The sequence below is a fragment of the Clostridium sp. DJ247 genome (assembly GCF_014231265.1).
Genome location: NZ_JABAIW010000003.1, coordinates 62,290 through 86,809, shown reverse-complemented (window position 1 = coordinate 86,809; position 24,520 = coordinate 62,290). Strand labels below are relative to the sequence as shown.

At 31.5% G+C, this 24,520-nt stretch carries 22 protein-coding genes and 2 pseudogenes; 6 read left to right on the top strand and 18 right to left on the bottom strand.

All coding sequences use genetic code 11. The annotated features are described in order from the left end of the window. Nucleotides 1–71: 71 nt before the first annotated feature. The 3 genes from HGI79_RS02220 to HGI79_RS02210 form a co-directional block, all read right to left on the bottom strand. Nucleotides 72–590 (bottom strand): hypothetical protein, encoded by a 519-nt coding sequence (locus HGI79_RS02220; protein ID WP_185649088.1) that lies wholly within the window; start codon nucleotides 588–590, stop codon nucleotides 72–74. A gap of 296 nt (nucleotides 591–886) precedes the next feature. Then, nucleotides 887–1,954: an aldo/keto reductase gene (locus tag HGI79_RS02215; RefSeq protein ID WP_185649087.1), complete on the bottom strand. Its 1,068-nt coding sequence runs from the start codon at nucleotides 1,952–1,954 to the stop codon at nucleotides 887–889. A gap of 98 nt (nucleotides 1,955–2,052) precedes the next feature. Next, nucleotides 2,053–2,427, bottom strand: coding sequence for a MerR family transcriptional regulator (locus HGI79_RS02210; protein WP_185649086.1), 375 nt, complete (start codon nucleotides 2,425–2,427; stop codon nucleotides 2,053–2,055). Nucleotides 2,428–2,616: 189 nt separating this feature from the next. On the opposite strand from HGI79_RS02210, the pseudogene HGI79_RS22645 reads away from it, so the two are divergent. Further along, nucleotides 2,617–2,820 (top strand): annotated as a pseudogene (locus HGI79_RS22645) (ribonuclease E inhibitor RraB); the annotation flags it as partial. On the opposite strand, the pseudogene HGI79_RS22640 reads toward HGI79_RS22645, so the two are convergent. Then, nucleotides 2,797–2,982: pseudogene (locus tag HGI79_RS22640) on the bottom strand (hypothetical protein); the annotation flags it as partial. The pseudogenes HGI79_RS22645 and HGI79_RS22640 sit on opposite strands and share 24 nt — an antisense overlap. Nucleotides 2,983–3,466: 484 nt before the next feature. Here HGI79_RS22640 and HGI79_RS02200 point away from each other — a divergent pair. Next, nucleotides 3,467–4,084, top strand: a complete 618-nt coding sequence (locus tag HGI79_RS02200; RefSeq protein ID WP_185649084.1) for a HutD family protein — start codon at nucleotides 3,467–3,469, stop codon at nucleotides 4,082–4,084. Between the two features lie 312 nt (nucleotides 4,085–4,396). Here HGI79_RS02200 and HGI79_RS02195 read toward each other — a convergent pair whose 3' ends face one another. From HGI79_RS02195 to HGI79_RS02155, 9 genes are all read right to left on the bottom strand, one after another. Further along, a complete protein-coding gene (locus HGI79_RS02195) occupies nucleotides 4,397–5,521 on the bottom strand; it encodes a radical SAM protein (RefSeq protein ID WP_185649083.1) in 1,125 nt (374 codons plus the stop codon). A 512-nt stretch (nucleotides 5,522–6,033) separates the two neighbouring features. Then, on the bottom strand, nucleotides 6,034–6,954 hold the full coding sequence (locus HGI79_RS02190) for an exonuclease domain-containing protein (protein WP_185649082.1): 921 nt from the start codon (nucleotides 6,952–6,954) through the stop codon (nucleotides 6,034–6,036). Nucleotides 6,955–7,544: 590 nt separating this feature from the next. Next, a complete protein-coding gene (locus HGI79_RS02185; protein WP_185649081.1) occupies nucleotides 7,545–8,321 on the bottom strand; it encodes a class I SAM-dependent methyltransferase in 777 nt (258 codons plus the stop codon). Nucleotides 8,322–8,689: 368 nt separating this feature from the next. Continuing rightward, the gene (locus HGI79_RS02180; RefSeq protein ID WP_185649080.1) at nucleotides 8,690–9,859 is read right to left on the bottom strand and encodes an MFS transporter; all 1,170 of its coding nucleotides are present in this window, start codon (nucleotides 9,857–9,859) and stop codon (nucleotides 8,690–8,692) included. Between the two features lie 48 nt (nucleotides 9,860–9,907). Next, a complete protein-coding gene (locus HGI79_RS02175; RefSeq protein WP_185649079.1) occupies nucleotides 9,908–10,612 on the bottom strand; it encodes a DUF4405 domain-containing protein in 705 nt (234 codons plus the stop codon). Between the two features lie 40 nt (nucleotides 10,613–10,652). Then, the gene (locus HGI79_RS02170) at nucleotides 10,653–11,348 is read right to left on the bottom strand and encodes a flavodoxin (RefSeq protein WP_185649078.1); all 696 of its coding nucleotides are present in this window, start codon (nucleotides 11,346–11,348) and stop codon (nucleotides 10,653–10,655) included. Nucleotides 11,349–11,491: 143 nt separating this feature from the next. Then, complete coding sequence (locus HGI79_RS02165) at nucleotides 11,492–12,664, bottom strand: iron-containing alcohol dehydrogenase (RefSeq protein WP_185649077.1); 1,173 nt, start codon at nucleotides 12,662–12,664, stop codon at nucleotides 11,492–11,494. A gap of 293 nt (nucleotides 12,665–12,957) precedes the next feature. Beyond that, nucleotides 12,958–13,350: a MerR family transcriptional regulator gene (locus HGI79_RS02160; protein ID WP_185649076.1), complete on the bottom strand. Its 393-nt coding sequence runs from the start codon at nucleotides 13,348–13,350 to the stop codon at nucleotides 12,958–12,960. 495 nt (nucleotides 13,351–13,845) lie between these two features. Beyond that, complete coding sequence (locus tag HGI79_RS02155) at nucleotides 13,846–14,424, bottom strand: TetR/AcrR family transcriptional regulator (RefSeq protein ID WP_185649075.1); 579 nt, start codon at nucleotides 14,422–14,424, stop codon at nucleotides 13,846–13,848. A gap of 208 nt (nucleotides 14,425–14,632) precedes the next feature. Here HGI79_RS02155 and HGI79_RS02150 point away from each other — a divergent pair, with 208 nt between their 5' ends. The 3 genes from HGI79_RS02150 to HGI79_RS02140 are packed head-to-tail and all read left to right on the top strand — an operon-like array spanning nucleotide 14,633 to nucleotide 17,319. Next, a complete protein-coding gene (locus HGI79_RS02150) occupies nucleotides 14,633–15,268 on the top strand; it encodes a flavodoxin family protein (protein ID WP_185649074.1) in 636 nt (211 codons plus the stop codon). Nucleotides 15,269–15,283: 15 nt separating this feature from the next. Further along, nucleotides 15,284–16,468 carry an MFS transporter gene (locus tag HGI79_RS02145; protein WP_185649073.1) on the top strand — a complete coding sequence of 395 codons (1,185 nt, stop codon included), beginning with the start codon at nucleotides 15,284–15,286 and terminating at the stop codon, nucleotides 16,466–16,468. A gap of 47 nt (nucleotides 16,469–16,515) precedes the next feature. Further along, complete coding sequence (locus HGI79_RS02140) at nucleotides 16,516–17,319, top strand: nitroreductase family protein (RefSeq protein WP_185649072.1); 804 nt, start codon at nucleotides 16,516–16,518, stop codon at nucleotides 17,317–17,319. Between the two features lie 120 nt (nucleotides 17,320–17,439). On the opposite strand, the gene HGI79_RS02135 is transcribed toward HGI79_RS02140, so the two are convergent. From HGI79_RS02135 to HGI79_RS02120, 4 genes are all read right to left on the bottom strand, one after another. Continuing rightward, the gene (locus HGI79_RS02135; RefSeq protein ID WP_185649160.1) at nucleotides 17,440–18,381 is read right to left on the bottom strand and encodes a tRNA-dihydrouridine synthase; all 942 of its coding nucleotides are present in this window, start codon (nucleotides 18,379–18,381) and stop codon (nucleotides 17,440–17,442) included. Nucleotides 18,382–18,699: 318 nt separating this feature from the next. After that, nucleotides 18,700–20,259, bottom strand: coding sequence for an AAA family ATPase (locus HGI79_RS02130; protein ID WP_185649071.1), 1,560 nt, complete (start codon nucleotides 20,257–20,259; stop codon nucleotides 18,700–18,702). A 171-nt stretch (nucleotides 20,260–20,430) separates the two neighbouring features. After that, on the bottom strand, nucleotides 20,431–21,342 hold the full coding sequence (locus HGI79_RS22440) for a DUF1186 domain-containing protein (protein ID WP_207725680.1): 912 nt from the start codon (nucleotides 21,340–21,342) through the stop codon (nucleotides 20,431–20,433). An 805-nt stretch (nucleotides 21,343–22,147) separates the two neighbouring features. Further along, on the bottom strand, nucleotides 22,148–23,017 hold the full coding sequence (locus HGI79_RS02120) for an NADAR family protein (protein WP_185649070.1): 870 nt from the start codon (nucleotides 23,015–23,017) through the stop codon (nucleotides 22,148–22,150). A 305-nt stretch (nucleotides 23,018–23,322) separates the two neighbouring features. Between HGI79_RS02120 and HGI79_RS02115 the strand changes: the two genes are divergently transcribed. Further along, entirely contained in the window at nucleotides 23,323–23,514 is a 192-nt protein-coding gene (locus HGI79_RS02115; protein ID WP_185649069.1) for a hypothetical protein, read from the top strand. Between the two features lie 197 nt (nucleotides 23,515–23,711). On the opposite strand, the gene HGI79_RS02110 is transcribed toward HGI79_RS02115, so the two are convergent. Further along, nucleotides 23,712–24,242, bottom strand: coding sequence for a hypothetical protein (locus tag HGI79_RS02110; RefSeq protein WP_185649068.1), 531 nt, complete (start codon nucleotides 24,240–24,242; stop codon nucleotides 23,712–23,714). Nucleotides 24,243–24,520 lie beyond the last annotated feature (278 nt).

Genomic DNA, 24,520 nt, shown 5'->3' with positions numbered 1-24,520 from the left:
TGTTAAAAATTTTATTGATAACTCGTCATATAAAATAAATTATGCAGCCGCAAAAAAATAGTTGAAATTTATTATTTTAATTCTACAACATAAGCAACAGGGAACGGATTACCTTCATGGTTATAAAGCAGAATTTTTTTGTTATCTCCATTCCAAGTTAGATTGACTGTTTGTCCTTTATAAATCACAGTCTTATCCATTATTTGATCATTATTCAGTTTTCCTATATATACAGTTCCATGTACATTTTCACTATAGACTATATGTTGTTTGTCTTGAGACAAATCAAAACTATCAATAAAATCAATTAGTTCTTTTTTATTCCCAGTTATTACATCATAAATATATAAAGTACCTATCTGACTTTTTGTCATTAAGCATAAAATTTTGTTACTATCTATGAATTGATATTTTTCAACTGTATTTAGTATCTTGTAGTTCGACTCATTATTAAAAGAAGCTTTGCCTGATGAAATATCAATACAATATAAAGTATAATCTTTTTTTATAAGTGCTGTTTTTAAGTCATCTGAAACAATAACATTAGAGGTGAATCTACCTAGTTGAAAATTTTCTACATTATATTCCACTTAATATAAAATAATTGGGATAATTTTGATGAATGTGGCTAACTGAGTTTATTTAGAAGTATAAAGCAAGCTGTTCTCATAGATATTCCATCTCTTTTTCTCGGCGGTAACATTGCCTTAGTATTAGAATGGTTTGAAATTCTATTTCGTATTCATAAATCTTTTCTTGATCTATAACTCTTATGTACATATCAGCATATAATAAAATAACCTCTTTACACTTCTTATTCCAAACCAAGCGTAAAGAGGGCTCAATTTATAATTTTCAGTTCCTTCTCCTATCTGCGGAAAGAAGGTTATACTTCAAAAGTATTAGCTACATCCTTTAAATATTTTGTAATCTCAATATGCTGCGGACAATGTGTTTCACACTGTTTACACCCTATACAGTCTGATGCCTTACCATGTACTTTTGTATAATTATTATAATATACTCTTTGTATAGAAAACGCGGTCTTCATGGATTGCTTTTCCGTATTGTATAATGCAAAATACTTTGGAATTGCTATGTTTTTTGGACAATCATCTACACAGTACTGGCAGGCTGTACATTGAATAGCAATTGATTCGTTAATGATGTCCACAGCCTTTTTTACAACATCATATTCTTCCTTTACAAAAGGCCTAAACTCCTGCATGTATCCTGTATTATCTAGTAGTTGTTCCATATCTGACATGCCGCTCAATACCATCATAACTCCATCAAGGCTTGCTACATAACGGATAGCCCAGGATGGTATGGACATGTCAGCATAATATTCTTTAAATAATTTCTCTGCTTTTTCAGGAACTTTAGCAAGGTTACCACCTTTTACAGGTTCCATAACAATGATTGGTTTATTATGTTTTCTTGCTATTTCATAGCACTTCCTTGATTGAATGCTTTCATTGTCCCAATCTAAATAATTAATCTGTAACTGCACAAAATCTACTTCTGGATGGGCTGTCAGGATTTCATCTAATAAATCCGCATTATCATGATAGGAGAATCCAATCTGTCTAACTTTTCCTTCTTTTTTCTTTTGCTGAACAAATGCAAAACTATCTAATTTTTGAGCTGTCTTGTAATTCTCTACACCCAGGCTATGAATAAGATAGTAATCGAAGTAATCTACACCACATTTTTCTAACTGTTCGTTAAAAATTCTTTCCTGATCTTCCTTTGTTTTAAGGAACATTGTTGGCAATTTTGTTGCTATAGTGAAGCTGTCTCTTTTATGCCGTTTTACTAACGACTCTCTTATAGCTATCTCACTCTTCCCCCCATGATACATATAAGCTGTATCAAAATAGGTGAAGCCTCTCTCCAAAAAAGTATCTACCCCGAATAAAACTCTTGTAGGTATATACATATTAAAACTCATATTAATTCCTCCATTTTTTATAATTTTACCTCCATGAGAAAAAATATAGTATCTTGAGTTATCTCTAGATTAGGGTTCCATGGAAGTGTATTTTCTTACTATTTTAATTTTTCTTCATATTTTGCAACCCTTTCTTCGTATCCTTCAATTTTATTATCTAAGCGTTCCAATATTTTTTTCATTTCTTCAATTTTTTCAGCAAGCTGGTTGCGCTGTTCTATTAAAAGATTTTTTCTTGTCAAGATTGTGGAGCTTCCCTGTTGGAACATAGTTACGTACTCAATCAATACTTCAATAGAAAGACCAGCTGTCCGCATACATTTAATAAAATTAATCCATCCGCAATCTTTTTCTGTATAATCCCTGACTCCGTTGGTATTCCGTTTCACAGATGGGATCAATCCAACACGTTCATAATAACGAAGTGTATCAATTGAAATGTCAAATTTTTTGCTAACTTCTCCAATGGTCATGTTTTTCACCTCCTTGAAATTCAGTCTAATACCTAAAGTTAAGTCTATGTCAAGCATCTTTTAATAAAAGCATTTGATTAAATCCACTCCAATGGTAATAAAAAATGTAGTCATTTACTACTTACGCGTATTAACATTTTTAAGGGTAATACTAATATTTAAAATACTTTATCGGAAGGCGAAAACCATATGGAAACTGAAAAAGAAAAGAAAGAACGTGAAGAGTTAGATTTAGATACAATTGTAGCTTTAAAGAATGCTGGTTCAGACTTATCCAAACCTCATTATATTGAACACCACTTTGTTGTTACAAATAAGTATAACATAACTAAAATATGTGACAACTTGAAAAAAGAAGGTTATGAACTATCAAAAGTACATGAGGAATTTGACGAAGATTATGATTATGAGAAAATCACTTTGGTATTTATTCCTATCTTCATCTGTAAGCTGTCTGATTACTCTACAAGGATTTCCTGCAGCAATAACACCAGCTGGTATGCTTTTTGTAACAATACTTCCTGAACCAATAACGGTATTACTTCCTATAAAAACACAATAAGATAAACATAATATGTAATAAAAGCAATTTCATGCTAATCATTGCACAATTAAGTATTGCAGAAGTGGTAGAAAACATACTATCACATTTAAGAATACTCAATTAGATTATCTACAAAATATTCACAACAACTATTTCCAAATAAAATATAATGATTACTTCAATTTAAAATAATTGTTCTATCTCAAATACAGAATTTAAAGATAATCGTCAAAGATTTGACATATAGAATAAAAATTCTTTGCTTATTTCTTTTGGCATTCTTACATTTTGTCTTTTCATATAAGTAGTAAAGCTGATAACTCAGTCATAGTTTTCTATAGCTTTTAAAATAACTTTACTGCTGTTAGTAGCATATCTAGTAACTTTAACCATAAAGCAATTAATATTTCGAACTCACGTTAACTTAATTGATTATACATATATCTTTTAATATAATGAACATAAAAGATATATAAGAAGAGGTGCAATTAATATATGAAATATAATGTAGAATTACTAAGGCAAGAAAATTATAAGCCAACATTTTGGTCTGGAGGCATGGCTACAGAATTGACAACATATCCGTTAAATTCTGATTATGCCAGTAAAAACTTTTTATGGAGGTTGGGAGTTGCTAAAATTGATATACCAGAATCTACTTTTAGTAGTCTACCAAAAGTTTCGCGTAAATTCATGGTTATAGAAGGAAAAATAACTCTCGACCATGAAAATAAGTACAAGAAACTACTTAACTCCTTTGAGCAAGACGACTTTATGGGCGATTGGAAAACTAAAACTTATGGTAAAGCTTCTGTTTTTAATTTAATGACAAGGGAAAATTATAATGGTGAATTACTTCATCTTAATATTAGTCCTAGCAAACAGCTTAAATTCGAATATAAAACTCCATTAAATAAAGATTTAGCAGCAATTTGTTTTTACACTGTAAATGGTGGATTTAACTCTACTATTAATGATAAAGTTTTTGAAACTGTTAAAAATGATTTAATTTTAATTAACTGTGTAAATTCAAGCTATACTCATGAATTTATGCTTTCTAACAATACTTCAGAAATTACTAATATAATAGTAAGCATAATTTATCGTAATTAGCTTATCTAACTCTAAATTACTTTTGCATAAAATCCCATCCTTTTGTTCTATTTTGTTGGTTTCGTCACTTACTGTAGAAGTTAATGATTTTTAAATTGCCGTTGACACTAACTCTGTTTTACGAAACATATATAATTTTTCTATTCCCTAAACCCACTAATATCAACGCCTTAGCTGTGTTTCCTTTGTAGCTTAACTACCGTCTCTACATGCCTTGATCAGACAAAAATGATGCCGCTTGAACCTAGTAGGGCCTTGGCGGCAAATTATTTTTTCTGGCTTTTTTAAGGAAAAACAAAATGACAAGACTCTCTAAAAAATCATTTCTCCTGGTTTATAGCCGTCAGGCAATTCTTCTTCACTTAAAAATTTGAAATTGTCATCACGTAGTATTGGTAAAAATACTTCGTATGGAATCCTGGAAAACTCACAGGCATAATTACTGGCTCCGAACCACTTACCCTCTTTGCTGCTCAAATTTAAATCTCTAGCAAATTTTGTATAGTTTGAGCAATCATGAACTGCTAAATCCCAGTTTTCTTCATCGGCTATTTTCATGAATTTCAGAGTTAATTCCCTACTCCAAATTGGAGATATATAGCCATGTCTGGAAATATACATGTTTTCCCCATAATAATTGTCTATGTTATTCTCATTTAAATGTAATTCTGCACAATTGATAAAATCGAGTTTTGTCTCTAAGATCGCTTGCTTTTTCTTAAAAAAAGCTTCGAAAAACTCAGGAGTCATTGGAGTTTCAATACCTACATTTTTAATATATTTTTTCGCTATTCCAATATTTTCAATAACTTTGTCTGAACAGTTAGAAGCACCCAGGTTGAAACGTATCTCGTTAAGACCGGCTTCACCTAATGCTTTCAATGTCTCTTCCGTAGCTAAAGTGCCATTTGTGTATAGATGTTGATGAATTTGAGCATCTCTAAATTTCTTTATAACCGAATAGTATTTTTCAATTTCCATAAATGGCTCTAAATAAACGTAGGAAATGCCCGTGGGTTTCTGGTAGATGGAAAGAAGTAAATCAATATCCTTGTCATAAAATTTTGTGCCTCCAATTTCCCACATACCTTCGCCAACGGTCGGAATATCATCTAGTTCTCCATAATTATAACAAAACTTACACTCTATGTTACATTTGTTCGTTTTCCTAATTGCACTCAAACCAGTGCCCAACAGACAAGAACGACATCCTTTGGGGAATTTGCTTTCATTTCCCACAAAAAAAGTTCTATTCTCCAAAGTTTTCAAACTTCTAATTTTCGACATTAACGTATCATTTCTATGTTCCATCGCTGCCTCAATTTGTGCAAAGGTAGAGTAAATGATTTCTTGTTGTTTTGTCATAATTTCCTCATCCTCTGGCAATATTGAAAAAAATTCAAACCATATCAACGCATCTTTCTTTGAAATTTTCATAATGTATCCTCCTCTAATTAATCTTCCTAAAGATTCAATTCAAATCTTCTTGCTATGCTTTTTCACATATTCTTCTTCAAAAGACATACTCACTCCACTTAATTATATCACTTTCATTGTTTCCTTACTATGTCTTTGGAAACATATAACTTTTTGCATTAAAAAAGAACCCTGATTTCTCAAGGTTCTAACTGTGTTTCCTTTGCAGCTTTACCACTGTCTCCACGTACCGTGTCTATGCAAACATATAGACATTCCTACCATAAAAATTTTGACTACATTTTTTGATTTGCAATGCACACCCCTTACACCCTTTTGCACACCCCTGGTGCATTTTTACCATTTAATATTACTTTTGATGAAATAATTTAGCCTAAACACCATATAAACTACAGCCAAAAAACAACGAAAGCCCTTGAAATCAAGGACTTTCTATATGTATCAATATCATAGTTCTTATTTGGTTAAGGCGAAGCGCTACCTTTGAAATCCGCAACTTAACTAATTATTTATTAGTTAGATTTCAAAAATTCCTCCTCATTTAAAAACTTTATATTCTGTCCTTTTGCATTTAAATCTGTTGCTTTTTTAAGCTTATTACTCATTTCTTCTCTACGTAAATCTTTTATATCTTTCATATTAGTTACTAAAATTGTTGTCTTTTTTGTAAAAGAGCTTCCAATAGTCCCTCCAAGCCTTCTAACTAATCTTACGGCTTCATCTCTGGACATAGAAGTTAACCTTCCTGTAAATACTACAACTTCATTTTTAAATAGATCCTCTTCTAACCTTTCAAATATAGTTTCTTTTTTAGGATGATAAATTCTATTAGATGTTTTAATGCCCCTTCCTTTAGATGATGATAATTTATATCCACTACTGTCTACTGTTCCAATAGTTACACCTATTAATTTAGATATTTCATTAATATCCCTACACTTTAATTCTTCAGATATATTAAGCAATATGTTACTACAGGCAAGGGCATCATATAGTGCATCGTGGTGCTTAAACTCATATTCTAAAAAATCATTTACTGTATTCAATTTTACATTTTCAATTCCTTTATAAAAGTTTCTAGCAAGTTTCATTGTGCAAATATACTGAAAACTGGGCAGTTCTATATCATAAAGTTCTGCACTCTTTCTTAAAACCGATATATCAAAGGAAGCATTGTGTGCTATCACTAAATTATCATTAAAATGATGCTTAATTTTCTCCCATACTTTATCAAACTTTAGTTCATTCTCAACCATACCTGGTCTTATTCCATGAATTCCAATATTAATTGGCATAAATCTCATTTCCTCAGGCTTTATTAAATGATATATTTTTTCTACAACATGTCCATTTTTCACAACAACAATACCAATTGAGCATGCACTATTTCTTTTTTCATTTGCAGTCTCAAAATCTATAGCTATAAAATTCATTTATCTTCTCCTCAATATTATAATAAAAAATCGCTGATGTGACTTTTATTGGTAGTTTTTTCTATTTTAATTTTATTCTCAAATATAAAACATTAATATTCTATTAATCCATATATAAAGTGAAACTTGAATCAGATGGGGTTTGTCTTACGACCCCGGGGCAGTTTCTTATAGCTGATTACCATCAGCAAACTGCCCGTTAAATGCCATTTAGGCATTTAACCCCCACCTGATTCTTAGTTGAACGAATCCAGGGACGTAGCCGCTCTTTACTCCCAGTTAAGCAGAGAGCCAAAATCTGTGATTTTGTGCGAATCGCTTACTCCTCTAAAGAGGAGTTTCCTAATAAAAATAAGAGTATTAGAGCGGATAGTCATCGGATAAAAGCTTATAAATACAATATGTCATAACTTACAATTACGTACTAACTTAATACATCTATTATATATTTATTGAAATATAAATATCAATAAAAAGAAAGCCTGTGTCAAAAATCAACACAGACTACCTTGATATAAATTATAAAAATCTTTTGTATGTAGTGGCTAAAGCAACTACATATACCTTTTGATTACCTTCTTCTCTTTTCCTTATTCCTTTCTCAAAATATCTAATGTATGTGCGCTTGCTCCCAACAAATCTGGTCTTTCACACGTTGAAAAATGATAATTAAGAAAAAGTTGAAATGAATCATCATCCATAGCATTCAAAACAGATCTCATATAATTAGCATGTCCATCTGTTGCAATTAACTTTATCCTTTGCAGTTTTGCTTCCTCATTTAACTTATTAATATCTTCAATCCTTACATAATCATATAAATCTATTGGTTCCGATATAACATGAAAATCATCGCTAAGTTTTCCGTTATCAATACATGCACGAATATTATTTTCCTTAAAACCATATGTCAATACACTATATTCATTCATACAATATGCAACTAAGATAACACCTCCAACTTTCGTTACTCTTTTTGCCTCTTGTAGCGCTTTTACTTTATCCTCAAATTTATATAAATGATACATTGGTCCAAACACCAACGTCATGTCAAAAGTATTTTCTGAAAATCTTGATAAATCTAATGCTGTTCCCTGCATTGCTTTTACTGTACTTCCTTTTGACTTTAAAACACCTAGATTGTGCTTCACAAGCTCAATTGCAGTAACATCATATCCTTCATTTGCTAATTGTACAGAGTATCTCCCTGTCCCTGCACCAACATCTAAGATTTTTGCGTTCTCATTATTTTCTAGATACTCATGAATATACTTCATAGAAGTGATATATTCAACTTGTCCATATCTTCTTGTTAATCTTTTATCCTCACAAAATTTATTGTAGTATTTTTCTAATTCTATTGTCATCTCTCTATATTCCTCATCTAATATTATAAATTATTAAATACAAAAACTGTTCTTTATACACTTCAATTCCAATAGTCTTCACTCTAGAGAGCAAATCAACACTTTTTCTGCGCCTAGTACTGACTTTTTCTTTTCAATATTAATTACTCTAAACTATAAAGCAAGATTAATTATTTTTTTGCAGCTTAATATTCTCCCCACCACGCTTCCTTTACATTCTAACAGATATTATACTATATTGCAGTTAAAAAATGAATTTTCTTTATAGATACACAAATAGAATAGGACAGTGTGCACTAAAAAAATTCATAGTACTCTATGGAGTTATCGCACTAAATATAACCACCTTCTATTTTGGTATTGTCCCGTTATCTAGAAGGTTGTTTTGTGGGACTATACATGTTGACTCTTAGTAAAATAGATACTATACTTAATGTCAAAAACAGCAATCCACCTAATACAACGTATTGTGTACCTATTCCTGATATAAATAATCCACATATAGTAGTACCAATTGTTGTTCCTAAATTAGCAGATGTTAGAAATAATCCATTAGCGAAATCAGGAGCCTCTGGAGCTGCAGATGTAATCCAATATTGATTAATATTAGCTCCTGCACCAGCTAATATTCCCCAAACCAAAGTAATTAAGGCCATAGGCATAGTGAACTGTCCCATTAAGAATAATATGATGTAAACTACTCCTAATACAAAAGGAAAAGACACTACAAATTTGCTGGCATTTTTAATAAGTAACTTTCCCGCAATAATGTTTCCCAAAATATTTGCCACACCGTATACTAACAACATTAGGCTAATTACTTTGTAAGGAATATTCGTAACAGTTTGAAGATATTCAGAAAGGTAACTATAAACCCCAAATATTGCTCCATTTATTAAAATAACAGCTACAATGGAAAGCCATGTGATTGGTTTTTTTAACACACTTATTTGCTCTCCATAAGAAAGTCTATCATTTACAGGCATAGATGGTACAAATAGTAGTGTAGTAATAAGCGCTATAGCATTTACAATAGCAAAGAATAACATGGCTGCTCTTAAAGAAGTTGCACTAGCAATATAACTAGTTACTGGTACACCAAGTACCATACCTGCAGATACTCCCATAATTACCTTAGCAACAGCTTTTGGAGCTTCTTCCTTGCTAACGGATATAGCAGCTACTGTAAAAGCCAATGAACAATAAATTGGCTGAAAAAAAGCTGGAATCACACGAGCAATTAATACAACTATAAAATTTGTTGTAAATGCTGAGACAATATTACCTAAAACGAAAACACTAAGAACAAGTAACATTACTTTCTTACGATTTATACCTGAAAAGAATAATGGCATAGTTGGCCCAGCTATAGCAACACCTAAAGCAAAGAGACTCACTAGCAAACCTGCTTGTGAAATACTTACATGAAAATTTTTAGCAATTAAAGGTAGTATCCCAACAACTCCCATTTCAGTATTTATGATGGCAAAAACTCCCAAAGTTAATATAAATATATACAAATTGTTTCGTTTAGTCACAAAAATGTACCTCCCTTTCTGTTGTCTGACTTCCAAAGGACTTGTTTTTTATTTTTCCATTTTTATTTGGCGTTGCTTCAAAATTACCGTTCTATGAAGTAATTTTGAAGCATAATGGCCGACACAGACAAATAACCCCATGATCGCCAGCTGGTCAGCGAAAAACAAACTCAGTGGTTCATCAAAATCAAAGAACACAAACTGAGTTTTAAGCAGCATATAGGAGCCGTTCTTCCGTTGCAAGAAGGAATATATTCCATAAGCAGCAATCAAAACAGCTATTATACGCAGAAAAACGGTACGAATGCGGGAAGGCTCCTTTATACCAATAATCTTTTTTGCAACGCCCATCAGCATATCCCAGTGAAGACCCAGATGTACTGACATCAGAACAAAGCCCCAATAGGAAGCAATCAGATGCATTGTTCTTACAAAGGACGTACCACCACTTATATGAAGGAATATGAACACATGACGGGACATCATGATTCCACTTACCATAAGACAGACCATAATTGCAAAAATCAGAATATTGATAACTGTGCCCAGGATTCGAATGCCAGAATACCGCCCTTTCAGAAGATTTTGATGCCATCTGTAATTCAAAATGTGGTGGATGATAAACAAGATAAACATAGAAATCCCCACCCACTCATGGGTTGCTTCACCAACCAGCGCATATGCCATGAGTACAGGCAGCATAGCGGTCATTGCTAAATCTACAATAATTTGAAATATTTTCTTCGGTGTCATTTTATCTGCTCCTTTTACTTATTAAAAATGAAGCAATTCATTATTTAATAAATCCTAGTTTAGACAACCTCTTTTTTACATCGTCTTCCGTGTCATTAGGAAGGTTTTGACTTATTGCAAGCCCTTCTAAAATGATGGCCTTAGGTTCCAGTTTACCAATAGTCTGAATACTGTTTGAGAAGCCACTGCCACCGCTGGTGCAGAATGGCACAATGGTTTTTCCAGATAAATCATATTCATCAAGGAAACTGTAAACCGCCATAGGCATATCGAACCACCAATTAGGATAGACAAGGATAACCACATCGTAAGAATCCATATTCTTCACATGGGTTACCAACTTTGGTCGGATATTGGCATCACGTTCCTCACGCCCCTGTCGTTCAATCACACTATAATCGGCAGGAAACTTATCCGCCCTCTGAATAAGGAATAAATCACCACCCACAGCCTTCTGGATCATTTTTGCAACAATTTCGGTATTGCCCTGAACGCCATCCTTCGTAACATTTAGACTTGCGGAAGAAACTGTGTCCACGTTCTTAGGAAGATCAGCGTTGCCCACACGGGAGAAATACACAACCAGAACTTTATGCGAACCTGCCGAGATTTGAGCTTCACTCTTAGATGTCTGTGCCACACCAGAAGATGTATTTGTCTCGGTGTTTTTCCTGCCATTACAAGCAGTGAGAGAAAGCACCACAAGTAAAAGTAATAAGATAGTTCGTTTTTTCATTATTATAATCATTCCTTTCGTCTAAAAATAAAGGCTTTTGCCATGTTGATGAAGATAGAATCAATACTTTTTTGTTCATATCATTCTATTTCCTTTCGTTGAAATCACGCTGTTGCTCAAATCATATATTTCAAGCACTACCTTTATCTATAAGATTTCTGATAAACTGAAACACAGTCCTCATGACTCATTTCACAAGGATTCGCTGTGAACAGCCCTCCCATTGTTTCACGTGCATTTCTTGCCAAAGTATGAAATTCAGAAGGATTAATTCCATAATCAGACATCTTAAGGTCTGCTACGCCACAATCTTCCTGAAGTTTTACAAGCATAGTGATGAAGTCCTCCGGTTTCTGCGCATCTTTCATTCCAAGTGCCTGAGCCATGCGAATATAACGCTCATCACAAGCATGCTTTTCGATGAAGAATTCATTGAATGCCTTTGATATCATGATCAGACCTGCACCATGTGGTAAATCAGGGTGGTAAGCCGACATTGCATGTTCCATGGAATGCTGAGCAGTTGTTACACTGACAGTCATTACTGCACCTGAAAGCGTATTAGCAAAAGCCATGCCCTCACGTGCTTCCATATCATTTCCGTCTTTTACTGCCCTTGTCAGATATTTTCCTACATTCTCAATGGCCGTAAGTGCATACATATCACTCATAACACTGTGATAGGAAGAAATATAACTCTCCGTACTATGGAACAATGCATCAAAGCCCTGGTAAGCAGTAAATTTAGATGGAACGGACTTCATAAGTTCAGGGTCCACAATGGAAAGCACAGGGAATAAAGAATCATAGCCTCCGACACCAACCTTTTCTTTTGTTTCTTCATTGGTTACTACACCCCATTGGTCTACCTCACTTCCTGTTCCAGCAGTTGTAGTGATACAAATCAGAGGAATCGGCTCATTCTGAAGCGGCTGATTTTTACCGGTGCCGCCATTTATATAGTCCCATAAATCTCCATGGTTTGTTGCCATCATTGCAATTGCCTTGCTGGCATCCATTACGCTTCCACCGCCTAAAGCTACTATAAAATCACAATTGTTTTCTCTTGCTACAGCAGCTCCTTCCATAACCGTAGGCTTTACCGGGTTTGGCTGAATCTTATCAAATAAAACAAATTCTACCCCTGCCATTTTCAACTGTTCTTCTGTTCTTGCCAGAGCACCGTTTTCTCTAACAGACTTTCCGTTTGATATCACAAGCAATGCCTTTTTACCCGGCATCTTCTGGGTGCTCAGATTATTAAGCTGTCCTACTCCAAATAAAATTCTTGTTGGTACATACATTTGAAAACTCATATAAATTTCTCCTTCTTAAATCATTTTTTATTCATCTAAGATAATCATGTCCTCAGAATCTTCATCCATGCTTTATAAAATTTCTACACTAGATTTAATATGTCCATTCGTATACGTCATAGTAAAACTCCTTTTATCACTTAGTGATTCTAAATCATGATTATCTCTATCAATGACTTTATCATAAAGGGTAAAGTTAACTTTATGTCAATACCTTATTTTTAAAAATTTCATTTCTACATAACAGAAAACAGCCTGCATTTCATAACTATGTATATGAAATACAGGCAGCTCTATTTGTCTTGATTATGGATTGCCTCTGTGCCAGCCTCAATTGCTGTTTCATAATACCATATCTTATGGTTAATGGTTTCCATAACCTTATTTAATTCATCCATCTGCTTTTGGACAGATTCTTTTCTTTCAAGAAAAATTTCCAGCCGTTCCTGCAATGTGCTATCACCATCTGCGCACAAATCCATGTACCTCTTTATGTCCTTTATTGGCATTCCAGAATTTTTCATGCATGTTATAATAGCCAGTCCCTGGAAATCTTCATCCTTGAAAATTCTGGTGCCATTTGGCTTTTTCTCAACAAATGGCAAAAGCCCTTCTTTATCGTAGTAACGCAGAGTTGGAACCGTAACTCCCATTTTCTCTGCAACCTGTCTAATGGTATAATTCATAAGGCACCCCTTTCTTCACTGAGTGATTATTAATCATAATTAACTGCACTAATAATTATATCATAAAGGGTAAAGTTAACTTTATGTCAATACCTCATTCTAAAAAATTAAAATTTTTAAGTTCCACTTTTTCCTTTCGTCTAAAAGTAAAGGCTTTCGCCATAGTGTATCGTACTTTACTCATTTATGACACAATTTAATTGGATCACAAATGTAATTTTGAGGATACTACCATTAGTTCACCCAACATTATTCCAATCTTGCTCTAAATGTAAAAACCGTACTGGATTTCCAATACGGTCATTATGTATTCGTGGCTTCCATTTGCAGCGGTGAGCCTGGTGGGTCTCCTATTTTTTGATTTGCACAAATCTATGGATTTTCCCTGAACAATATTATTAACATGATAAATAATTTTACTTCAAAGTCGGCCATTAGTCCTACAAATAAAATACCAAAATCAGTACTGAGCATTTGCATACATAGGGTTGATGCTTAAGAAAGTTTGATTCCTTCAAATACATAGTTTATCAGGTTTCTTACAAAAACATCATCAATTACTTCTCCAGTTATCAATAATCTATAAAATACAGGTCCCCAAATTAAATCAATAGTTAACTCTATATTTAGATCTTTTCTTAATTCTTCTCTTGAAATTCCACGTTCTAAAATTTCTTTTGAAATACTTCGGCGAGGATTAAAATATGATTTACGATATATATCAGCTAACTTTGGATCAAATTGTCCTTCACCTATTATTTCAGTAATTACATTTCCTCTTCTGCTCATTAGAAATTTTACAAAGTTATCAACTTGAATGAACATATCATTAATAGTTGATCCTGTATCAGGTATTGGAAGATTCACACTAGTAGCATTTAAGAAACTATCTATAACAACAGCAGCTTTATTGGGCCACCATTTATAAATTGTAGCTTTGCTAACTCCAGCTCTTTCAGCAATCTTTTCAACGGTTACTGCTCCAAACCCATTTTCAATTAATAAGTCATAGGAAGCAGTAAGAATATCTGTCTTTGTTTTTTCAGAACGAGGACGTCCTAATTTTTTATCCATTATAAATAACCTCCTTAAATTATTATAAATGAATTTTAAAACTATACGTATATTATACATTAAAAAAATAAAAAAATATACTTTACAAAACTGAACGGTTAGTATATTATATAAATATAAACTAAACTAAACGTTCAGTATTTACTGATAGAAAATTAAGAATTATTATAGTGTTAAAAAATTAAGGTTATAAAGGGAGGAAAATTTAATGAAAGTTGTAGCGTTTAATGGAAGTCCTAATAAACAAGGAAATACCTATCATGGAATAAAAATAGTTATTGATGAACTTGAGAGAGAAGGTATGGAAACAGAAATAATTCATGTAGGAAATAACTCTATTAGAGGATGTATTGCTTGTAAAAATTGTACAAAAAACAAAAATGGTAAGTGTGTTATTACTACTGATCCAGTTAATGAATGGATTGAAAAGATGAAAGAAGCTGATGGAATAATTTTAGGATCACCAGTTCACTATTCATCCATTGCTGGATCAATGAAATCATTTTTAGATAGAGCTTTTCGTGTAGCTGATGCCAATGATAGTATGTTAAGACTTAAAGTTGGTGTATCAGTTGTAGCAGTAAGACGCGCAGGTGGAATTCCAACCTTCGACCAGTTAAATAACTACATTAATCATTCTGAAATGCTTATGGCTACTTCAAATTATTGGAACGTTTTTAACGGGACAGCACCAGGTGAGGCAATGCAAGATGAAGAAGGGATTCAAATAATGAGGATACTTGGTAAAAATATGGCATGGCTTATGAAGCTCATAGAAAACGGTGAAGGAATTGTAAAAAAGCCTGAAAGAGAAACAAAAATATTTACTAATTTTATTCGTTAGAAGGAGTGGAGTGTTATGGAAATCTTAAATAATGATTTTGTGGAAAATAAACCTGTACTAAATAATTTATTGATTATGGTTATGGCTATAGCTTGCGGGCTCACTGTAGCTAACTTATATTATATACAGCCCTTACTGGCAGACATATCTAAGACATTTAATGTCAGTGAAACTAGTGTGGGCTTTGCAGCAATGCTTACACAAATGGGATATGCAGTTGGAATGATATTTATATTGCCCCTTGGAGATATAAGAGAAAGAAGAACTTTAATAACTATAGTGCTTATATTTTCAATACTCTCTCTTACAAGTATGTTTTTCTCTCATAATATGTTTATGCTGATAATTTCTTCTTTTGCAGTTGGAGTTACTTCAATTATTCCTCAGCTTATTATACCTTTGGCTGCTCAGTTATCAGATCCAAAGGAAAGAGGTCAAAAAATAGGTACAATAATGAGTGGTTTATTAATTGGTATATTAGTATCACGTACATTTAGTGGTATTTTGGGTGGATACTTTGGTTGGAGAATGGTATATATTATTGCAGCAATTATGATGATAATTCTTATGGTAGCTTTAAGAAAATTAATACCAGTGTGTAAACCTGTCAATAACATTAGTTATATTGAGTTATTAAAATCAATGATACAATTAATAAAAACCGAATCGGTTTTAAGAGAAGCTTCTATTAATGGAGCTATGATGTTTGCAGCCTTCAGTGCCTTTTGGACATCACTTATATTTTTACTTGAAAGCTCTCATTACAACATGGGTTCTCAGGCAGCGGGCTTATTTGGATTAGTTGGAGTCAGCGGTGCCTTGGCTGCTCCTCTGGTAGGAAGAATAGCTGACAAGAAAGGCCCTAGATTTGTTGTAGGAATAAGTATATTTACTGTAATAATTTCTTATATATTCTTTCTTCTATTTGGATTTAAAGTATTGGGATTGGTTATAGGAGTTACGCTACTTGATTTAGGAGTTCAATCTTGTAATGTTTCCAATCAAACCAGGGTACATTCTTTAAGTGAAGAAACGCGTAACAGAATTAATACTGTATATATGGTAAGCTTTTTTCTAGGAGGAGCATTTGGTTCTTTCCTTGGATCTTATAGCTATTCACACTTTGGATGGTATGGAGTTTGTATTTTTGGAATGGCAACTCAAGTTATAGCCGTTATTGTCCATAAAACTGCAAAATAATTTTATTAATTTAAATTTTATCATAGATTATTAGGAGGAATAAGAAAATGAATTTAATAACTGTAGATCAACAGAAATGTATCAAATGCGGAATTTGTGTAAATGAGTGCCCTGTACAGATATTGAGAATTGGGGAAAATGGTCCGGAAGATATTTGTTCCGAAAAATGTATTGCATGTGGGCATTGTGTAGCCGTTTGTCCCAAAGAAGCTATTGATAATGTAAAAACACCATTAGTGAATCAAAAAAGTTCAAAAAAGTTTCCAAAATTGAGTCCTGAAGAAACAGAAAATTTTCTTCGTTCAAGACGTTCAATACGATCTTACAAAGAAACTTCAGTTCCAAGAGAAAAGTTAGTAGATCTTATTAATATTGCCCACTTTGCTCCTACTGGACATAATCTACAAAGCGTATCCTATATTATAATAGATGATAGAAAAATACTTGATAAAGCTGTTGCAATTACTGCCGAGGAATTAAAAAATGATGAGGTTTTGAGTGGAAAATTTGATGATTTTATTAAAGTGTATACTGAAAAAGGAATAGATACTATTTTAAGAGGAGCTCCTAGTCTTATTCTGGCAATTGCAGATGCAGACTTTCCAAGAGGGAGAGAAAACTCTATCTTTTCACTAGCATATATGGAGCTATATGCACCAACTCTTGGGTTAGGTTCATGCTGGGCAGGTATATTTGAAAGGATTGCTCTTAAAGACAATTCTCCAATGCTTAAATTATTTAATATACCTAAAGGTAAAAAAATAACTGGAGCTGTTATGGTAGGCTACCCAAAATATAGTTATCCTAGATTAGTAGAGAGAAGTCCATTAAAATTTGATTTTTTACCCTAAATAGCAATATAGTTATCATTAAAATAGAGATAAAGTAAAAAGAACAAAATTGTCCTAACGGGCAACTTTGTTCTTTTTACTCTAATTATACTCTCTAAATTGCCTTACGATATAAGATTCCTAATTTTCTAAAATATCCTGTTCTCTGAATAGGCTTAAAACCGCTGCATCATAATCACATAATCTTTCTGATTTTCTAATTTTTTTTGCATATTTTTCATTATTAGAAAACATCGGTATCATATAAAACCATAATTCTTTCATTTTAAACAAAACGTTCTTATCTCCAAAAAGTATTTTTTTATAACCATCATAAATTTTATCATGAAAGTCTTTTAGTAATTTTTTTTCGAGCTTAGTATTATTTTCAATATCACTGATCAGTCCGGGATTGGCTAATAATCCCCTGCCAATCATTATAGTTTGTACACTATTGAACTCAGTGGAAAACTCCTTGTAATCTTTAACTGTAAAAATGTCACCATTATAGCAAACAGGATTTTTACTTAAAGCTAAAGCGTCCTTAAAAACCTTTAGATTAGGCTTATTTTTGTAAAAATCTTTTTGAATCCTTGGGTGAATGATAAGCTCTTCTATAGGATATTTGTTAAATATTTCAATCAAATTATAAAATTCTTCTGGTTGGTCTTTTCCTATTCTAGTTTTTACTGAGATTTTCGTTGTGGTTTGAGAAAAAATTTCCTCTAAAAACTCATCAAGTTCTTTTGTTTTTGAAAGAAATCCGGCCCCCCTATTTTTTGAAACTACAGTTCCAGAAGGACATCCCAAATTTAAATTGATCTCATTATACCCTAATTCATTTATTTTCTTTGAGGCATGTATAAAATCTTTTGCATTATTTGTTAGTAATTGTGGAATCAAAACTAGACCTTGGTTGTTTTCAGGTAAAATATCAGTTAACTCCCGTGTCTTAAAACAGCCATTTTGATTTGGAACAATAAAAGGTGAAAAGTATTTATCTATCTTACCGAAAAAGGCATTATGGGCATTTCTATAAATGTACCTTGTCAAACCTTCCATAGGTGCGAAATAAAAATTCATATATTTAAAAGCTCCTTTATTCAAGTAGTGTTATTAGCACATTCATGTACTAATAACAAATATTATACTTTATTGTCACTTATTATTTCAAATCTATTTCAGCTAGAAAATACACACTCATAATTTCAAAATTAATAAGGGGTGTGCAAATAAAACATTTGAATTTTTAATTTTATGCCTTCAGGTTAAATTTTTAGCTAGGATTTTAAGTCTGAAAAACAACAAAAGCCCTTGAATTCAAGGACTTTCTATTGTATCAATATTATAGTTTATGTATGGTGGAGGTGAAGCATGACCTTTAAAATCCACTATACCTACCTATAAATAAATTCTTTCTATTTTACAACTATGATTTTTCGTTTTTGAATCGTAACATATTGCAACCAATAGTACATCTTTATAATTTTTAATAAATTTTTGAAAATACTCCTTTTCTTTCATTTGCTTAATTGCTATATCTACAGTTTCATCTTTCTTAAGCTCAAGAACAAATGGAATGTCTGTCTTTCTCATTGGATGGAAAATAAAATCAGCAAATCCTTTCCCAGTTTTCTCTTCTCTTTCAACTCTATAAGTATCCCTTGCACTCAAATATGCTAAAGTTACTACACATGATAAACTATTTTCATCATTATATTGTAATATTGGTATTTCTGAATTATGAATTTCATGTAGAACCTGTGCTACTGTTTCAGTGTCCTGCGACACTGTTGCCTTCAACATATTTCTAGAATTTTTTATAATATCAGATACATAACCAAAAGATTCATCTTGAAGGGCTTTCTCAAATTCCCTCATTAACTCTTTATTAGGTATTTTTAAATATCCATCATAGTATGATAAAAAACCTAAAATTATCATAGCTGAATATATTTCTATTTTAGTTTTTGGTGGTTCTTGTCCAGCTCTAAATTCTTCATTTATTATAATATCTACATCATAACCTGACACCATTTTAATTACGTCTTCACGTACATCCATAGTATTATATTTTAGATATTCTTTGACTTCATTCATAGCTCCAGTATTAGTCCAATAACTTATACATTTTCTATTTTGAAGAGCTTTAACTACTGAACGTGGATTATGTATTTTATCGCCATATTCATTTATGTATCCATTATACCAATCACTTATTTCCGCAAAAGAAATCTTACTTTGCTTGTTACACAATTCTTTTACTTCTTCCTCTATAAATCCAAAATATCTTCCATAAAGCATATCATTTAACATAGTATACTCATCAAACATGTTCAAAGCTGATGTACTTGAATGCTTTTTTATTGGCAGTACTCCTGTCATATAAGCTAATGCGACATATGACCTATCCTTTAACAGATTTCTTAAAAACTCTAAAAAATCATTTTGGTTATCTTTAAATAAATTATTGTTAAATATATAATCCCATTCATCAATAATAAATATGAATTTATCATTTGTAGCATCTAGCATATCACTTATTGTAAAATACTTTTCCGGATTAACTTCCGGATATTGTTCTACAATATCATTTATAATTGAAGTTTTTATCATTTTCATATAGTCAATATAAGTATTTCCTCTATCTGACAACTTATTAAAGGATATACTTATTACATTGTATTTATTTAAATTTTTTAAATAACTTTCACTGTTGCTTATTTTGAGATTATCAAAAATCTCCTTACTATCAATACCTTTGGTATAGTAAGCTCCCAACATGTTAATAACACTTGTTTTTCCAAATCTTCTTGGTCTTGTTATACATATATATTTACTCTTACTAGATATTTTTTCATTTATTAAAGATATTATTTCTGATTTATCTACATAATATTTTTCATTGTAAAGTTCTATGAAATTTTCTAATGGTCTATTTGTATTTAAGTATATAGCCATAATACTTCTCCTTTAATAAGACTTCTCTCACTTTAATATTATCTCCCAATACTAATGTTATGCTCAAATATAAATTTCAAATATATTCTTGCTTTTAACAACTTTTCTTATTCTCGATAGCATATATACTTAGCTTTCTCCATCAAAAGCTAAATTTAAACCTTCAAACGCTTACTTTCCGCAGCATTTTTTATATTTCTTTCCACTTCCACAAGGACAAGGATCATTTCTTCCTATTTTTATTTTTTCTTTCTTATTCAAGTTTTCTAAAAATTTCATAGCCTCTTCGTAATTAAAATCGCTTAACTTATTACTTTTTTTCTTTTCATTATCCTCTTTAAAACAAGCCCACCAGTTCATGGATTCTATTGCATCTGTAATAAATTTGTTATGATCATCTCTTTTACTTCTACTAATAACAATTCCCTTTTCTTGTTTTAAATCTCTTTCAACACTTTTTAACCCTACTGTAAAAGTAGAAACTTCTTCATTATCAAAACATCTTTTTATACTTTCATAACATTCCTGTGGGTGTAAATCTGAAGCGTAACATACTATTGAAGTTATTACTTCAGTATTCCTATCTTTCAATCCTCCATCTAGCAAATATTTAAAGTATTCTACAACCTCTTCTCTTTCTAATACTCCATTTAACACCAACACTAATAAAGTATGAACTCCTTGGTTTCTTACATACTCATTAACTAAACTATCTTCTATTAAATCCTTAATTTCATCTATTTGACCATCATATACTGTTGCTAAAATTCTTGCTGTATCCTCCGTAATACTATCGCCATATAAATCAAATGGTATTTCACCTGGTAACTTTATCAATTCCAAAAATATTTTAAATAAACACTTCTCTTTAAACTGTGCCAGTAAAAATGTAGCATATATATGCCCCATATAATTCCCTTTATCAATATATTCTCCATAATTATTTTTAAATTCTTCTAAATAATTAATTAGATATGGTACTGCTTCTTCTTTTCTTTCTATTAATTCTTCTATCTCATTTTTAGGAAATGTTCCTTTATTATACTCAATTGAATTCATTAGTTCTTTTATTGTTTTTTCCATTTTTTAATTATTTCCTTTCTTTATTAACGCTCCCTGACTAATAATCAAACTTTATAAAGCTCGACTTAACATTATATAAACTCATATTCTTAGCTGCTGTTGGAGTGTTCTGAGTAACATAGACATATAGAATGTACGATTTTCTTTAAATTTCTCAGCATTCCATATTATACGTTCTCATTGTATAATATTCTGAAGCAATTCAGATATTAGATAACTCTGCAATTTCTGCTGCTCTTGCAATAATATAGCTGATTATATACTAATTATACTTTATTATATCCATAATAGTAACTTTATTGATGAAAATTTTCTATGCTATCTTCTCAAAGTATCAAACTTTTCTGTTCCAATTTATGTTACGCATTTGGTGGAGCTACTCTCACCCAACAAAAAAAACACAACCGCCTGCAAGCAGCTGTTTAAGCCACTTACAAGCGGTTCTTAATATGTATGTCTAATAACTTAAATATTGATACAATTTAGCGACTTTTTAAGTAAGGACTTTGATTTTAATATAGCTATTTTGCAATTCCATCTGAAGATTCCTTCCATAAGGAGTTATTGGATTTTTATCAAATCTAATAACTCCCTGTTCAAATATCAATAGTAGTTTGTTGTATTAATACAACACTAGAAACTAAATACACAAATTTTCTTTTCATTCAATTTTCTTTACCTTATTTTTCGACTAAAAATAATAAAACTTAGCCCTAATAAACACATACAACTTTTACCAAATGTTTCGTAAATGAATGTAAATCTTTGAGGTTTTTGTTTCACTTTAAATTGTAATTAAAACTTGTCATCCAAGGAGTTCATTAAGCATAACAAAATCAACCTTGTCATAATTTTTATATACTCTTAAAATCTCCTCCCTGACTTCCATTAAAGCAAAACCTAAGAGATTTTCTCCTTCCCAAGTAAATGGGTTTTCTTTCTTTTCAAAGTCATTCATGCATATTCCCCAAATCTTATCATAAGCACTATCATAAACTAAAACTCTATCTTTTGTTCCTATTATAAATTGTCTTAATTCATCCTTTTGAACAAACTTTGCATAACTGCCATTAAGGATGATGGAATACCTTCTTTTGACCCATAGCTTCTCATCAAAATTATTAACGGCTCCCCCTAATTCCTGCATTATCATTTGGTTAGTACTTTTCATTATCTTTGCTAAGGCTTCATCATCATTGAAGAGCCTAGCCTTTTCTGCCATCATGTATTGCTCCATGCAGGAGTAGCTATTAGAATCAATTCTAATATCTGACTTCCACCATTGGCTTAAACAGCTTTTTGTAATACTTCCATCTTTACTAGGCTGATAACCGGAGAAAAACTGGTATTCTAAGTTTTTCCCATTTTTATAATCCTCTTTTAAATTATTAATGCTAAGGATCATTTCGCCATCTCTATTCCAAAGGAGAATATTATTATCATAGATATCCTTATCTTTATCTTCATCATAAAAACCCAGCCATCCCATTGGCTCCGGAAACAACTCTTGAAACTGCTTCTTCTCCTCTGCAGTCAAATTGCCATACCAATCATTAAACTCATAAATATACTTTTCTCCACTCCCCATTTTCCAGCCTACGCTGTGCCTGCTAAAATGCGGAAACATAAGCCATAGCGGTGCCATCGGATTATTAATACTAAAGACTTCTTTCATAACCCTACCCCCAATCCATATAAAAAAATAAAGTTACTCGGTAATTTATACATTAATATTATGTCATTCAATATTAATTACGAATTTTCCTTTATTTTTGTTATATTTCTTGTTTATTTTTCTAATTTTCTTTTTTACTGATTCCTTCACAATAATGACAGGTAGTGCTGCACTTTTGACTATACTGCCAACCATTTCTTATCATTTTCTTTAACACTTTTATCGTAATGTTAATAATTACAAAAAACTTCTAACATAAAAACTTATTATCTGTACAAAATAACTTAGAAGGTGGTGATTATAAAATGGCTAATGAAAATAACAATTCCAATTTCAACCAACAGGGCGATTACTTAAACTCTAAGCACCAAAATAGTTCTTTAAATACTATCCATGAGAACAAATTATCTAACTCTAACAAATATAAAAATGTTGAACCTCTTCCAGAATCCTCACGCCCAAGACGCGATGGCCCTGGCGGAGAGAATGGAGATTAATTTGTATTAAGTTAAATAAACAAGTGATGATATGTATGAATATCATCACTTGTTTATTTTATCCTCGGTGGAGGCGAACCTCGTTGAACTCTTATCTTTAGTGGTGTTACTTATAGGAAAAAACCTCAAAAAAATAGTAGCTTCCACTGGCAATGGTTGCTACTATTTTTAAAACTAAATTTTAATAAAATTAGTTTTCACGTATAAGCCATGTACCTTTCAGAAATTTCATCTCCATCAATACAATCAACTATAATTGTATCATCTTCTTTAGTAATTGACTTTATATAAAGGGGTTCTGTAAGAACTAACACCTCTTTTTCACGTTCATATGTTTTATTTTCATAATCATCATATAAATCAAAGGATTTTTGATTTTTTATTCTAATAACTACTTTAGAAAAAAAAGAGTTATCCCCTGGTTTGTATGAATAATCTACATTATATCCATCCTTCTTTAAAGAATTTAAAACATCCTCATCTATAAATAATTTGTTTGAAAATTCTTTTGCTATATTTAAATTTTTTGAAAAAGACATAATTTTATTATGGAAGTATTTGTTAATATCTTTTCCTATCTTTAATACAATATTAGGAGCAAAAATACCTCTGTATATTTCACAATTTAATTTCTTTGATTGTTTTTGAACCAATTCAATTAAATCATTAGTTATCAAGTCACCTTCTACATAAGTATCATAAATTATTTTTTCCTTTGAAGTACACATACATAATCAACTCCCTTTGCAAACCATACGTTGTAATTAAATTATTAAATTTAAATAGTTTTGTATAATTAGAATCACAGTACCTTTTTTAGTCTTTTATACAACATTTATATTATGTATTCGTTTACACAATTTTACTATATGCCTTATCAACTGTCAATCTCACTAATTTTCTGAAAATATCAACAAAATATAACCAAAACTTACAATTTGTTAATTTAATATATTTTATAAAAATACTTCTATTAATTATATATTTAAATGTTACTAATTTCATA

Coding starts and splice junctions, on each gene's coding strand:
- HGI79_RS02200 (WP_185649084.1), top strand. CDS start 3,467: ATGAAATATAATGTAGAATTACTAAGGCAAGAAAATTATAAGCCAACA.
- HGI79_RS02160 (WP_185649076.1), bottom strand. CDS start 13,350: ATGAATTATACCATTAGACAGGTTGCAGAGAAAATGGGAGTTACGGTT.
- HGI79_RS02190 (WP_185649082.1), bottom strand. CDS start 6,954: ATGAATTTTATAGCTATAGATTTTGAGACTGCAAATGAAAAAAGAAAT.
- HGI79_RS02135 (WP_185649160.1), bottom strand. CDS start 18,381: ATGAATTTTTATTTCGCACCTATGGAAGGTTTGACAAGGTACATTTAT.
- HGI79_RS02115 (WP_185649069.1), top strand. CDS start 23,323: ATGGCTAATGAAAATAACAATTCCAATTTCAACCAACAGGGCGATTAC.
- HGI79_RS02110 (WP_185649068.1), bottom strand. CDS start 24,242: ATGTGTACTTCAAAGGAAAAAATAATTTATGATACTTATGTAGAAGGT.
- HGI79_RS22440 (WP_207725680.1), bottom strand. CDS start 21,342: ATGGAAAAAACAATAAAAGAACTAATGAATTCAATTGAGTATAATAAA.
- HGI79_RS02130 (WP_185649071.1), bottom strand. CDS start 20,259: ATGGCTATATACTTAAATACAAATAGACCATTAGAAAATTTCATAGAA.
- HGI79_RS02165 (WP_185649077.1), bottom strand. CDS start 12,664: ATGAGTTTTCAAATGTATGTACCAACAAGAATTTTATTTGGAGTAGGA.
- HGI79_RS02155 (WP_185649075.1), bottom strand. CDS start 14,424: ATGGATAAAAAATTAGGACGTCCTCGTTCTGAAAAAACAAAGACAGAT.
- HGI79_RS02150 (WP_185649074.1), top strand. CDS start 14,633: ATGAAAGTTGTAGCGTTTAATGGAAGTCCTAATAAACAAGGAAATACC.
- HGI79_RS02195 (WP_185649083.1), bottom strand. CDS start 5,521: ATGAAAATTTCAAAGAAAGATGCGTTGATATGGTTTGAATTTTTTTCA.
- HGI79_RS02170 (WP_185649078.1), bottom strand. CDS start 11,348: ATGAAAAAACGAACTATCTTATTACTTTTACTTGTGGTGCTTTCTCTC.
- HGI79_RS02140 (WP_185649072.1), top strand. CDS start 16,516: ATGAATTTAATAACTGTAGATCAACAGAAATGTATCAAATGCGGAATT.
- HGI79_RS02175 (WP_185649079.1), bottom strand. CDS start 10,612: ATGACACCGAAGAAAATATTTCAAATTATTGTAGATTTAGCAATGACC.
- HGI79_RS02215 (WP_185649087.1), bottom strand. CDS start 1,954: ATGAGTTTTAATATGTATATACCTACAAGAGTTTTATTCGGGGTAGAT.
- HGI79_RS02210 (WP_185649086.1), bottom strand. CDS start 2,427: ATGACCATTGGAGAAGTTAGCAAAAAATTTGACATTTCAATTGATACA.
- HGI79_RS02145 (WP_185649073.1), top strand. CDS start 15,284: ATGGAAATCTTAAATAATGATTTTGTGGAAAATAAACCTGTACTAAAT.
- HGI79_RS02120 (WP_185649070.1), bottom strand. CDS start 23,017: ATGAAAGAAGTCTTTAGTATTAATAATCCGATGGCACCGCTATGGCTT.
- HGI79_RS02185 (WP_185649081.1), bottom strand. CDS start 8,321: ATGACAATAGAATTAGAAAAATACTACAATAAATTTTGTGAGGATAAA.